Consider the following 12,890-nt stretch of genomic DNA (forward strand, 5'->3'; position numbering starts at 1 on the left):
AACAACATACATAAAACAGGAACGGCGGTCAAAAATATTGACCGCCGTTCCTGTTTATGTTGAGCTAAAGCTTTATTGTACTTTAAAACGGTATACCGCCCGGCCTAAACGCCCGTTGTTATCGGTACCTTCAACTACTACTTTGTAGCTGCCTGGGCTATCGGCAGTGTAAAACTCTACAAAGGTTTTGCCGGTAGCTTTATCGGTTTGAACGCGGGGATTCCAATAAATAGTGCTCCTTAAATCGGCACCAAAGGCTTTGTTGCCCGGTAAGTATTTAGGCGAATAAAACGTCTTTGCTACATCATAGCCTTTAGGCGATAGCTTGGCCACGCTTGGCTGCGGCAACAGATCCTGCAACTCCTGAACGGATATTTTTTGGCCCTTCGGTATTTTTTTAGTGTACACAGATAGCACACCATTAGTTTGATACGTGCGGTTAACCAATCCCAGATCATCCCGAAGAAAAACTTCTACCGACTCAACATCGTTGGCGTTTAAGCTCCTCAGGTAATTTACATCAACCGGGCCGCCTTGTGCAAATATGGCCATAGGCACTCGCTTACCCTGGTTATAATCTCTGGATACATAAAAAGCCTGCGTTTGCGCGTCATAAGTAACGCCCGGGGCCATCGTTTGTAAACAGCTTAATATATCAGGGCAACCTTTTAACTGCTCACCGGTAACAACCCTCGCGTCAATTGAGCTTAAACCTGATAGTGCCGAAAACTGCGTATGATCGGTTAATTTAACTTTAGGTTTTGCCTTAATTACAACCTCCTGCAAAGTAGTTGAGTTATTGATAAACTTTTTGCTGTTTTGCAAATAGGCGGTCATCATGGTATCAATATTAAGCACGTCATTCGCCCGTGATACGGATTTGCCCGAATTGGGATAGGTTATCGGGTCAACCATCACCATCAGGTTTTTAGAGTTATAATTGCTTTTGGCACTCACAATAACCTGCGATGAGTCAGTGAAAACCAGATTGCTGAATTTAAATTTACCTTCGGCATCAGTAACCGTGCGGGTAGTGTAAAATTTATTGGGTATTTGTAAGGTAACTGTACCGCCCTTCATCGGCATACCTGTGTTGTTGCGTAGCGTACCGGTTATGTCGATGCCTTGCTCGGGTAAAAAAAACATCTGCGGCAATTTATTGCCAACTACTTCGCGGTAGGTAAACCTGCGGTAACCCTGGGTAAGCATCAGCACATCTAAATGGTCATACGCATTTTTATTGGTTGCCCTGAAATAGTAATTCGGTTCTTCTACATAACCCTTTAGATCTGACGTAAGCAGCAAACTGCTTAAAATAGTGGTTTCTGTATTTTCATTGCTTTTAACTTTCGACTCATCAGTTACCGCTAATGAAAGCTCACTCTGTGAGGGTAGCGCGTTATTTTTAGCGGAAACATTGAGCCTCACTTTTGAGCGGTTGTTATAGGATGGCTTATCGCCGGTTACGGTAAGGCCTAACTGGTCATTATGTTTTACGAACACCAGGCGCTCACTAAGCGGCAACCCGTTAGCGTTTAGCAGCGTTAACTGTATAACCCCTGTTGGAAATTTACTGGTAGGTATAAACGCCGAGTATGACGTTTTGGTAAGCGTTGTTTGCGCGGCATAACAAACTACCTGCCCGGCCTTACCTACAATGTAGAAAGCTTTATTCTGATTCTTTTTAAGATAAGCAGAATCCGCAGAAATTACGATGAGCATTTTTCCGGTATCAACCGGGTTTACATTGAGGTTAACGCCGGTCATCTGCGGGCGTGGCAGATCATAACTCTGGCGCGTTCCATCTGCTAAGGTAACATCCGCCTTATAGCTTTTACCCGGCTGCGGCGTTATGGTAAAGGCACCCATACCCGCGTGCTGTGATTCGCAGGTAGCTACCGAAGCACCGGCATTGTCGGTTACGGTTGCTTTAAAGCCAATGCCTAAGCCATTTGGCTGTACCGCTTTAATGGCTATTTTGGTAGATACACCAGCCAGTAAATTACCCCCTTCCGGAAAAAACTGTACATCAACAGCACCCGCTATTGTACTTAATGGTATGTTTTTGGTCTGCTCCTGGCGATCCGCCCCTTCATAAGTAACCCTGAGTTGCGCGTTGGTAAGGTCGGTATTTTTAGTGTTCGCAAAAGCCACACTTAGCTGGCCGCCCTTATCAATATTCCCTTTGCCTTTCGCCAGTTCATCATCGCCTGATACTACTACCCAGCTAATCTTTTTATCGCCAAAGGGTGTACCGCTTTGATCGGTAAAGGCTATGTTGGCGGTTATTTCGGGTACCTGGTTTTTAATCTCTCTTTTTAAACTTACCTGCGTGCTTACATTTTTAACCGCATTACCTACCGGTAAAGTTTTGCTGAAAAAATAATCCGGATCAAAATTAGCCATCCATTTGGTATAGGCTTTAATATGGTAGTTTTCCTGATTGTAAAGTTCTTTAGTAAGCGGGATCATGCCAGATGCGGTACCATCCTTAACCGGCAGCGTGAGCGATTGCACCATACCGTCATTGCCGTTCAGTATATCAACATAAATTATTTTACTGTAAGGCGATGGCATATTTAGCGTGTAGGTAAGGTAGGCCTTAAACCAAACCGTATCGCCAACGGCATAGTAAGGTTTATCAAAATGCAGGTAAACTTTTTCTATCGGGTAAGCTTCGGCCACCTGGCCATATTTGCCAACCAGATCTTTTAAAGCGATGCTGTCGCGCTGCGCGAATACAGGCAGGTAAAAAATTATCAGTAGTAGTAACAGTAGTAGATATCGCCTTGCTCTCATCAACGTTGAAGATTAATCAAAGGCTAATATAGAAAACAAGCGTTAAAGCACCGGCCCTATTTGCGGTTTTAACATATTTTCACAATTGTATGATGTTAATCACCCCTTCTCTTTACTGGCTATTACCGGTTCGATGTTGATGTGGGCAACCGCTTTGGCTTTAGCCGCTATAACCTGCTTTTCGGCACGGCCCTTTAAAGTTTTTGCTTCGGGTGTAGCATTTTTAGCCTTGCGTTTTATGGTTGACTTTTTTGCCACCATTTTAGTTTTTTTAGCGGCAGCACTTTTTTTGGCGCCAGTAACCTTTATTGTTTTACCTGGTGCCTGCTCACCACTTACCAGATCGCCTTGTGGCCCGGCCAGTATATCATCAACCGAACTTTTTACTTTATCAAAAAAATCCTTCTCATTTTTTACCGGCCGTGCTGATCGTGAACCCATAACGTTATCCTTTGCTTTTACATTTATGATTTAATAATGCGTTAATGATAATATTTAACAAAACTCAGCGTGTAATGTTCAATGTAATAGTTAAACAGGTTGCATAAAATATTTATATACATACTAAAACCTGTTATATTTGAGGCACTACTATAATTATTAAGCATGCCCTATAAAGAGCACGAAATAAGCAAGATGTATTATACCATGGGCGAGGTTTCGGCCATGTTTGATGTCAATCAATCGTTACTGCGTTTTTACGAGAAGGAGTTTGATATACTTCAACCTAAAAAAAACAAAAAAGGCAACCGCTACTTTACGCCCGAAGATATTGAGAACCTCAAGATCATTTTCCATTTGATAAGGGATAAAGGCTACACCATAAACGGCGCTAAAGAGCACATGAAAAGCAATATGGGCGAAAGCAAGGATCAGCAGCGTGTGTTGCATGCCCTCGAAAACCTTAAAAAGTTTTTGCTCGAGGTACGCGATCAGTTGTAACTCGCTTTACGCTTAACCTAACTTTTCACTATTATCAGCATGAAGGCAAGCCATAAGGATGCTTTTCCGTTTGTATTATTGCTTTTGCCGTATGCCGCTGGTATATTATTATGCCTTTATCACCCTTATAATGCTTTTAACAATTGGCCGGTATGGCCTTTAGCTGTTATAGCGATACTTTTTGTACTGCTTAACCTGCTCTATAAAACGCTCAAAGTATTTAAATGGCCGTGGCTGGGTGGATCGCTGGCTATTGTATTTCTGCTTTTATCGGGTGTTACCATCACCCATCAATCCGTAGAAATTAAACGGGCGAACCACTTTTCAAAAGTAAACGCTGCATCATTTATGGTTAAGGTGGTTACCGAGCCGGTAGTTAAAAATGGCAACCTGCGCTTCACCGCCCAGGTAGAACAAGCGGTGGAAAAGAACGATAACTTATTGAATGTTAGCGGTAAGCTATTAATTACATTAAGCGAAGAAGCCGCTGATAACCTGAATTATGGTGATGTATTGCTGATACCGGCTACAACTTATAAACCGGTAACTACGCCGCTTAACCCGGCAGAGTTTAATTACCTGGGTTACCTGGCACATAAAAATATCTATCACCAGGTTTATCTTTCGCCCGGGCAGTTTGCTTTGGTTAAAACCGGTGCCGGTAATCCCTTAATGGCCTACGCGCAAAAGCTGCGTAAGCGTTTGGTCGAAAAATTTAAATCCGGTATTAAAGATCAGGATGCCGCCGCGATTGCCTCTACCCTTATCTTAGGCTACAATGCCGAATTAAGTAACGATATATTACAGGCTTATTCAAAAACAGGCACCATCCATATCCTATCGGTATCTGGCGCACACGTAGGCCTGGTTTATATTGTTTTGGTTTTTTTGCTCGCTCCTCTTAACAAGGGTAAAAAAGGCAAATTGATGGTGACTTTGCTGATTATCGCCTGTATCTGGGGCTATGCCTTACTTACTGGTTTTTCGCCGCCTGTATGCAGGGCAGCTATGATGCTTACCTTTATACTGTTAGGCCGGTGTTTTGCACGGCGCATCAGCCCGTTAAATATTTTAGCGGTATCAGCGTTTGTATCGCTACTTGCCGACCCGCTGCTGATTACCGATGTGGGTTTTCAGCTCTCCTACCTCGCTGTTGCCGGGTTGATTGTTCTGCAGCCGGTCATCTACCAAAAACTAACCTTTAAAAACAAATTAGCTGATCAGTTATGGCTGGTTTGTTCAGCCTCTATAGCCGCTCAATTGGTAACACTGCCATTAAGTACCTTTTACTTTCACCAGGTACCTGTATACTTTTTGATGAGTAACCTGGTAATACTGATTCCTTCGGCCATGATGATGTACGGCGGCATATTATACCTGCTTATACCGCAGGACTGGCTACCCACTAAATGGCTGGGTTTGATGGTTGAAAAGCTGATCTTGTTCACTAATAAAACGCTATCTGTTATTGAGCACGCGCCATGGTCAACCATCAACAGGGTTTGGCTTAGTGATGCTGAATTTCTTATAGCCCTGATTATGGTTGTATTAACGAGCTATTGCATTTATAAACCTAACAGAAGTTTAGTGGTTGCCTTAGGCATCGTGGCATTTACCTTAACGGGATTCAAGGTATGGCGACATTATGAAAATATACATACTGACGAACTTGTATTTTTTAGCCTGCGTAATGATGCCGCTATTTTGCTACGCAACGGAAACCGCGCTACGCTGATTACTGATGCTGATACGAGCGGTAAAACTTACAGCTATTCCATCAAACCTTATTTAGATAGCTGCGGGATTGATGACCTGCATATTAAGCGCTTTGAATCAGCCGATAAAAAAGATGATGTTATCGACTTTAAAGGTAAAAGGATATGGCTTGTTGCCCCAAAGAATAAGGTTACAGCAAGAAATAATTATGATTTTATTTATATTAAAGGTAAGGTAGATATGAATGAAGATCTGATCGATAGCATCACCGAAAATCAAACAGTTATTATAGCCGGAAAAGGCAGCAGTTATTATAAGCAAAGCCTGGTTACTTCCTTAAAGCAAAAGCATATAAAATATATGTTGTCCGGTAGTAACAAAGCTTTAATCGTAGCATCTAACTAATAAATATTATAATACTTAATTGCAAACCTTGTAATTAAAACTTAACTTGTGCTAACTAAAAACAACCCAATGAACATCAAATTCTTAAAATCAGCGTTGCTTGTTACTTTATCAGCTTCTGCATTAAGTGCCAGCGCTCAAAAAGCATACACTGAAGGTTTTGCTACCTATACTATCCAAACACCTGCCGGTGCGGTTGATACCAAAAGCTATTTTAAAGGTGACAGCAGCCTTACTTCTATGCAACAAGGCCCTGCTGATATTAAAATCATCACCGCTAAAAATGGCGATTACCTTGCTGTTTTGGTTGATGTACCTGTAGCCAGTATTAAAAAAGCCGCTATTGCTACCCCTGCCGAAATTGAGGAAGGTAAAGCGCAAGAGCCTAAGTTTACCTTCACTCCGGGTACCGAAACTAAAGATATCAGCGGTTTTAAATGTAAAAAAGTAACCGTAAAAGATTCAAAAAGCGGCAGCAGCTACGAGGCCTGGGTTACTAATGATATTAAGATCCCTGCAACGTCTTTCAGCCACTCATTTAAAGACATTGGTGGTGTTCCGGTTCAGTTTACAGCACTTCAACAAGGCCAGGCTGTTAACGTAACCCTTAAAAGCGTTACCGACCAAAAAGTAGCCGCAGGCTTTTTTGGCATACCTGCTGACTTTGAAAAGATCACACTTACTGACCTGAAATCATTGGGTGGCGGCGGCAATTAATTTCGCCCGTCATAATTTTACAACATTTAATTAAAGGCTTCTTAACATTCAGGCAAATAACTATTTTTGCCGCCTGATGTTAAGAAGCCTAATTAGTTTTGTCCGGTTCATATTCTTCTGGTTACTGTTCTCGGTAATAACCCGTGCAACTTTTGAGCTTTATTTTATCAGTAAACTACAAAAGGCCTCATTAAGCGAAATATTCCAGACCTTTTTTTACGGCATACGTATTGATGCCTCAGCAGCAGGTTATATCGCCGCGTTACCGTTACTTATATTTTTTATAGGCTGGTTCTTCCCTAAACTTAACATAAAAGGTATATGGCTAAGGGTGTACGTCTACTTCTGCATCTTTATAGTTTCATTCGTTACCATACTCAATCTTAATATATTCAGAGAATGGGGTTCAAAAATCAATTTCAGGGTTTTTGATACCTTGTACCATTCCCCATCAGAAGCGATAGCCTCTACCGGCTCCTCGCCTATTGGTTTAAGCCTTGCTATCGGTGCCTTTTTAATGGCAACCGGCATTTTGCTTTCTAACTATATTATCGATTATAACTTTAAAAAACCCGAGCTTAAATGGTATGTTAAACCGTTCGCTATTTTGCTGATAGCGGGTTTAAACGTGCTTATTATTCGTGGCGGCGTGCAGTTATCGCCCATGAACCAGAGTATGGCCTATTTTAGCGATAAGCAGATACTTAATCAATGCGCGCTGAATACCGAGTGGAACCTGCTGCATAACACGGTTGAAAATTTTAAAACACCGTACAATCCTTATATCTACATGTCGGCACAAAACGCCGAAAGTTTGGTTGACAGCATGTACGCTGTAAAGAAAGACACGACCATCAGCATCTTAAATACGACCAAGCCAAACATTGTCATCATTCAGATCGAGGGATTTACGGCTGACCTGATCCAATCATTAGGTGGTGAAAAAGGCGATGCGCCTAACTTTGAAGATTTTATTAAGCACGGCGTACTGTTCGATAGTATTTACTCCACCAGCGACAGAACTGATAAAGGCATCATCGGCATATTGAGCGCGTTTCCCTCACAGGCTATCCGTACCGTAATTGTGGATAACGTAAAGCAGGAAAGACTGCCATCATTAACCAACGTGTTTGACGCGCAGCATTACGCAACCTCATACATGTATGGCGGCGAAAGCGAGTTTATGAACTTTAAGGCTTACATGCTGAGCCATAAAACTGACGAGGTGATCGACAAAAAGAATTTTGATGCCAAGGATATGAACTCCAAATGGGGAGCGCATGATGATGTGGTGGTTAAAAGGCATGTAAAATACCTGAACAAGGTTGAGCAGCCTTTTTTTAGCTACCTGCAAACGCTAAGCAATCACGAACCATTTGATTTGCCGGTACCCGCGCACTTTCCGGGAGATGACCTGAGCAATAAATTCAGAAGTACGGCCTATTATACGGATGCAAGCCTTAAAGAATATTTCGACCTGGCAAAAAAGGAAAGCTGGTACAAGAACACGTTATTTATTTTAGTGGCCGACCACGGGCACCGGCTTCCCCTTAATACTGCCGACCCCTTTGAACCGCAAAAATACCATATCCCCTTACTGTTTTTTGGCGATGCCATTAAGCCCGAATATCAAGGCAAACGCATACACAAACTGGGTGGCCAAACTGATATTGCTGCAACCCTGCTGGCCCAGCTTAACATCCCGAATACACAATTTAAATGGTCAAAAAACTTGTTAAACCCTTATAGTAAGGATTTTGCTTTTTTTGATTGGGATAACGGCTTTGGGTTTATGGTGCCGGGGCAGGTAGTATCTTACGATAATGCCGGGCAACGCATTATTTATGTAGGAGATCCTAATCAACCTAAAAAACAAACGGACGATCTGTTACTAAACGGAAAAGCCTTTATGCAACAGGTATTTACGGAATACATGAAGCTATAAAGGCTACATTTTTTTTGATCAGGGCGAACTTTAAGCGGCTATTTCTGCCGAAAGCGCGTTCACCCAGTCGGCAAATAAGCGGCTTTCAATTTCAACAGCCTTATCTGCATACGTTTGCCAATCCGGCGAAAACTGGTGCAATTGGTTGATCATTTCTTCCAGATGGCCTTCCTCTTCCAGGATGATCGATTTTACATTGACCTTGCTGCCCGCGTTATCAAGCGCTTGCTGATAGATCGGGTAAAGCTCATCAGCCCGTACCTCTATGGCATAAGTAACCAACAAGTAAGCGGCAAACCGCAATTCGGTACCCGATAGGTTGAGGTACTTTTTCAAGTAACGGCTAACTTCAATATCAAGCACATTAAGGTAATACTTACTGCTTGCCGGTGCCACCAAATACTCGTTGGCATAAGTTGGACAATGGTTCTCACCCATTTTTTCTATTTGCTTTTTAAGGTAGAACGCATGGCGATGCTCCTCTGCAGCGTGTTTGAGTATAATGTAAGTTACAGTAACGGGATCTTCGCTGGCCGATATTTTGCGCGCACCGGTATTTTCCATCAGCGACAGGGTGTTCAGCCATTTGGCATGTAGTTGATTGTCGGCAACAATTTTAGGCAGCAGTATAGTTAATTCCATCTATCAAAAAATTATAGGTCGATATAAATTCGCCGTAAATATACCTTCACAACAGGTTGCTTATGCAATAATGTGGTAAAATGTGTATAGCCTGCGGCAATTAATATTTATAATGTTGCCTTAAAAGCTCAACAGCCCGCTGGTCTGTCGGGAAGGTTACATCCTCAGGCTGTAAATCACTAATATTTACCCACCGGAAGGCTTGTAATATATCAGCGGTGCCATCGCCATCAAAATCATACGCTTTGGTTTTTATGGCGAGATTGACCGGTTCGATGTTTTTTACCAGGTAATATACACTCAGTATCTGGCTATCATTAAATGCCGATTTGATAAAGAAATCAGTGGTATAAAAGTGGCTCAATACCTCTATTTGCATAGCGCACTCTTCTATAAACTCACGTTTCAGGCCATCAATCAAACCCTCACCATACTCAAGCCCACCGCCCGGAAACTTAATGAATTGCATACCATATTCCCGCTCATCACTAAGCAGCACCTGGTTAGCATCATTAACCAGTAACCCGTAAACCCGTACGTTAATATAGGTCATTCAAAATGTTTTTTGTTACGCATAACTTTGTCCAGTGTCCACTCGATCTTTACCCGCTTAGGTTCTGACCGTATGGGGCAATTTGGCATGCTACAATAATGGCAGCACTCAGGCAGGCAGGGGTCGCTGTGAATAAAAAGCTCGGTTTTTACACCGGCTTCGGTATTGATCATTTTATCTACTAATGATACTTCCTCGTGAACCTTATTAAGGTCAAAGTAGTTGGGAAGGGTTAAATGGCAGTCAATATGTAACTCGCTGCCATACTTTTGCGCGCGCAGGTTATGTATATCGATCCACTCTTCTTTGCGCTTTTCATTCAACACCTGCAATACATTGGTCACTACGCCAAAATCGGTTTCGTCCATTAACCCGGCAACGGATTTACGTACCAGCTTATAACCCGAAAAAATAATATAAAGGCCCGCGAGTATGGACAAGGTACTATCCAACCATAAAATGCCTGTAAAATAAATAAACAACAAACCCACCACAAGCGCGCCGCTGGTTACCGTATCGGTTAGCAAATGCTTGCCGTCAGCCTCAAGCGTTATGGACCGCAACTCTTTACCTTTATTTATGAGATAATAGCCTAAGGCACCGTTAATGAGCCCGGTAACGGCAATAATGATGGTACCGGTAAGCAGATCGCGCACAGGCTCGGGGTTTAACAAACCATAGGCCGATTTGACCACGATAATTCCACCTGCGATAACGATCAGCCCGCCTTCCAGAAAAACCGAGAAATACTCTACCTTACCATGCCCGTACGGGTGATTTTCATCGCGCGGAAGCGCCGATAAGTAGATACTGAAAAACGCGAACGAACTGGCTACCACATTTACAATGCTTTCGGCGGCATCGGTCAGTATAAAATTTGATGAGGTGATAAAATACGCGCTGAACTTAGCCAGCATCAGCACCACGCCCGTTACCAATGAGATCAGGATTATCCTTTTTTGCTCGCCCAAAATAATTTCCGTTAGCGTGCAAATTTAATGAATAACAAGCGCAATCAGCAGTAAACTTATTTTCTATATTTGCCGCGTTAACATAAACAATATGACTACATTAAGTAACAGGATACAAAACCTGTCAGAATCAGCAACCATTAAAATGGCCAAGCTGGGCCGTGAATTAGCTGCCAAGGGTGTTGATGTGATCAACCTAAGCTTTGGCGAGCCGGACTTTCATACCCCTGAATATATTAAGGATGCCGCCAAAAAGGCAATGGATGATAACTTTACTTATTATACCCCGGTATCCGGCTACCCTGACCTGCGCAAAGCTATTGCTGCCAAGTTGAAAAACGAGAACGGACTGGATTATGATATGAGCCAGATCGTGGTATCAACTGGTGCAAAACAGGCTATAGCCAATGCGGTATTATGCCTGGTTAACCCGGGCGAAGAGGTGCTCATCCCTACCCCGTATTGGGTATCGTATTCAGAAGTAGTTAAGCTGGCCGAAGGTAAAAGCGTATTTATTGAAGCTACTGCCGAACAAAACTTTAAAATAACCGCCGAGCAGTTAGAAGCGGCCATTACCCCAAACAGTAAGCTGTTTATGTTTTCATCGCCATGTAACCCTACGGGTAGCGTTTACAGCAAAGATGAATTGGCTTCGCTGGTTAAAGTGTTTGAAAAATACCCGCATGTTTACATTCTGTCTGACGAGATTTATGAGCACATCAATTTTGTTGGCGGCCACGAATCAATCGCCCAGTTTGACAGCATTAAGGATCGTGTGGTAATTATCAACGGTTTCTCAAAATCTTACGCCATGACCGGCTGGCGCATTGGCTATACCGCATCAAGTAAAGAGTTGGCTGCCGCTTGCGATAAGATACAAGGACAAATAACTTCGGGCACCTGCTCTATCACCCAACGTGCCGGCACTGCCGCTTACGAGGGTGGCCTGGAAAGTGTGCACCAAATGCGTGATGAGTTTCAAAAACGTCGTGATATAGTTTACAATCTACTTAAAGATATTGACGGCATTAAGGTAAACCTGCCTGAAGGCGCTTTCTATTTCTTCCCGGATGTTACTGCATTTTTTGGTAAAAGCTATAACGGCCGCACCATTAATAATGCAGATGAGTTGAGCATTTACATTTTAGAGGAAGCCCATGTATCAACTGTTGGTGGTGATTCCTTTGGTGATACCAAATCTATCCGCATGTCATACGCCGCGGCTGAGGATAAATTGATTGAAGCCATGACCCGCATTAAACAGGCACTTGGCAAATTGCAATAAGCAAAAAATCATGACCAAAAAGAAAGGCCTGCGTCAATTGACGCAGGCCTTTCTTTTTGGTAGGTACGGTTATTACAAACCGAAGCCGTAAGCTAAACGCAGACCTACAGTACCGTAGTTGTTACCTTGGCCTGAGAAGTTTTCGTATTTAACACCAACATCCCAATGTTTGTCAGCCCAACCTAAAGCAGGAGCTAAAATCAATTTGGTGTCTCCCGGTACGCCATCACCAGTTTCAAAACCGGCACCAGCTTCAGCACCGAAGTATAGGTTATCAGTAAAGAATGATTTGATACCTAATTTAACCGGGATTACGTGACCGTCAGGAAAATTCTGACCGGTTTCACCAATCTCTTTGCCAAAGAAGTTATAAAAACCTGAAGTTAATGTAGCTGCCAGGTTATCAGAAAGGCCGTATTGCAAACGAGCTGTACCACCTAATTGAAAGCTTCTTACATCATGCAAGTCGCCGGTTGGAATGCCACCTTCAATACCGAAACCTAAACGCCATGCGCTTTTTTCATTAGTTTGGGCTTTCACATTTGAAGTTCCGAAGAATAACGCAACCGCTGTAATCGCGGTAGCTATTAGTTTTGTTGATTTTTTCATTGTTGTAATTTTTTGTAAATAAATTTTAGATTTCACAACAGGGGTTTTACAAATATGCTGCCAAAGGATGCCAAAAACTGCTAAAGTCATGTTACATGACCCTCGTGTTACAATGTTAAATTATCTGATAATAAATGAGATTACTATATGTTTTAACACTTAATAAATACTGCAACTGAGTTAATTTTGAGATTTTATAAAAACTATGCTCAAAGTATTAATTATTATACAATATGTATGTTTAAGCTGACAATTTCATATAGTTTTCATCTAAAAAGCGCCTTTTAGCTGATATTAATCATATTA

The 12,890-nt window shown here is 42.3% G+C and carries 11 protein-coding genes; 5 read left to right on the forward strand and 6 right to left on the reverse strand.

The genetic code is table 11. The annotated features are described in order from the left end of the window. Positions 1-72: 72 nt before the first annotated feature. Positions 73-2,799: a carboxypeptidase-like regulatory domain-containing protein gene (locus AC3WJC_RS09990; RefSeq protein WP_492398939.1), complete on the reverse strand. Its 2,727-nt coding sequence runs from the start codon at positions 2,797-2,799 to the stop codon at positions 73-75. A 99-nt stretch (positions 2,800-2,898) separates the two neighbouring features. After that, positions 2,899-3,240: a hypothetical protein gene (locus tag AC3WJC_RS09995; RefSeq protein ID WP_492398940.1), complete on the reverse strand. Its 342-nt coding sequence runs from the start codon at positions 3,238-3,240 to the stop codon at positions 2,899-2,901. A 165-nt stretch (positions 3,241-3,405) separates the two neighbouring features. On the opposite strand from AC3WJC_RS09995, the gene AC3WJC_RS10000 reads away from it, so the two are divergent. The 4 genes from AC3WJC_RS10000 to AC3WJC_RS10015 all read left to right on the forward strand — a co-directional run bounded on the left by AC3WJC_RS10000 (position 3,406) and on the right by AC3WJC_RS10015 (position 8,524). Further along, positions 3,406-3,741 (forward strand): MerR family transcriptional regulator, encoded by a 336-nt coding sequence (locus AC3WJC_RS10000; protein ID WP_492398941.1) that lies wholly within the window; start codon positions 3,406-3,408, stop codon positions 3,739-3,741. A 39-nt stretch (positions 3,742-3,780) separates the two neighbouring features. Further along, positions 3,781-5,862 carry a ComEC/Rec2 family competence protein gene (locus tag AC3WJC_RS10005; protein WP_492398942.1) on the forward strand — a complete coding sequence of 694 codons (2,082 nt, stop codon included), beginning with the start codon at positions 3,781-3,783 and terminating at the stop codon, positions 5,860-5,862. A gap of 69 nt (positions 5,863-5,931) precedes the next feature. Next, entirely contained in the window at positions 5,932-6,579 is a 648-nt protein-coding gene (locus AC3WJC_RS10010; protein WP_492398943.1) for a hypothetical protein, read from the forward strand. Between the two features lie 76 nt (positions 6,580-6,655). Continuing rightward, a complete protein-coding gene (locus tag AC3WJC_RS10015; protein ID WP_492398944.1) occupies positions 6,656-8,524 on the forward strand; it encodes an LTA synthase family protein in 1,869 nt (622 codons plus the stop codon). Between the two features lie 30 nt (positions 8,525-8,554). Here the strand turns inward: AC3WJC_RS10015 and AC3WJC_RS10020 are convergent, their stop codons facing one another. From AC3WJC_RS10020 to AC3WJC_RS10030, 3 genes are all read right to left on the reverse strand, one after another. After that, positions 8,555-9,166, reverse strand: coding sequence for a hypothetical protein (locus tag AC3WJC_RS10020; RefSeq protein ID WP_492398945.1), 612 nt, complete (start codon positions 9,164-9,166; stop codon positions 8,555-8,557). A 100-nt stretch (positions 9,167-9,266) separates the two neighbouring features. Further along, on the reverse strand, positions 9,267-9,719 hold the full coding sequence (locus tag AC3WJC_RS10025; RefSeq protein WP_492398946.1) for an NUDIX hydrolase: 453 nt from the start codon (positions 9,717-9,719) through the stop codon (positions 9,267-9,269). Then, complete coding sequence (locus AC3WJC_RS10030) at positions 9,716-10,690, reverse strand: cation diffusion facilitator family transporter (RefSeq protein WP_492398947.1); 975 nt, start codon at positions 10,688-10,690, stop codon at positions 9,716-9,718. Before AC3WJC_RS10030 ends, AC3WJC_RS10025 begins: the two co-directional genes overlap by 4 nt. Before the next feature lie 91 nt (positions 10,691-10,781). Between AC3WJC_RS10030 and AC3WJC_RS10035 the strand changes: the two genes are divergently transcribed. Continuing rightward, positions 10,782-11,975, forward strand: coding sequence for a pyridoxal phosphate-dependent aminotransferase (locus AC3WJC_RS10035; RefSeq protein ID WP_492398948.1), 1,194 nt, complete (start codon positions 10,782-10,784; stop codon positions 11,973-11,975). A 72-nt stretch (positions 11,976-12,047) separates the two neighbouring features. Here AC3WJC_RS10035 and AC3WJC_RS10040 read toward each other — a convergent pair whose 3' ends face one another. After that, positions 12,048-12,674, reverse strand: coding sequence for a hypothetical protein (locus tag AC3WJC_RS10040; RefSeq protein ID WP_492398949.1), 627 nt, complete (start codon positions 12,672-12,674; stop codon positions 12,048-12,050). Between the last annotated feature and the right edge of the window lie 216 nt (positions 12,675-12,890).

It is taken from the genome of Mucilaginibacter sp. FW306-07-L, assembly GCF_058782065.1.

What these genes read in the sequence shown, in the direction of transcription:
- AC3WJC_RS09990 (WP_492398939.1), bottom strand. Translation starts at nt 2,799, where the DNA reads ATGAGAGCAAGGCGATATCTACTACTGTTACTACTACTGATAATTTTT.
- AC3WJC_RS09995 (WP_492398940.1), bottom strand. Translation starts at nt 3,240, where the DNA reads ATGGGTTCACGATCAGCACGGCCGGTAAAAAATGAGAAGGATTTTTTT.
- AC3WJC_RS10000 (WP_492398941.1), top strand. Translation starts at nt 3,406, where the DNA reads ATGCCCTATAAAGAGCACGAAATAAGCAAGATGTATTATACCATGGGC.
- AC3WJC_RS10005 (WP_492398942.1), top strand. Translation starts at nt 3,781, where the DNA reads ATGAAGGCAAGCCATAAGGATGCTTTTCCGTTTGTATTATTGCTTTTG.
- AC3WJC_RS10010 (WP_492398943.1), top strand. Translation starts at nt 5,932, where the DNA reads ATGAACATCAAATTCTTAAAATCAGCGTTGCTTGTTACTTTATCAGCT.
- AC3WJC_RS10015 (WP_492398944.1), top strand. Translation starts at nt 6,656, where the DNA reads ATGTTAAGAAGCCTAATTAGTTTTGTCCGGTTCATATTCTTCTGGTTA.
- AC3WJC_RS10020 (WP_492398945.1), bottom strand. Translation starts at nt 9,166, where the DNA reads ATGGAATTAACTATACTGCTGCCTAAAATTGTTGCCGACAATCAACTA.
- AC3WJC_RS10025 (WP_492398946.1), bottom strand. Translation starts at nt 9,719, where the DNA reads ATGACCTATATTAACGTACGGGTTTACGGGTTACTGGTTAATGATGCT.
- AC3WJC_RS10035 (WP_492398948.1), top strand. Translation starts at nt 10,782, where the DNA reads ATGACTACATTAAGTAACAGGATACAAAACCTGTCAGAATCAGCAACC.
- AC3WJC_RS10040 (WP_492398949.1), bottom strand. Translation starts at nt 12,674, where the DNA reads ATGACTTTAGCAGTTTTTGGCATCCTTTGGCAGCATATTTGTAAAACC.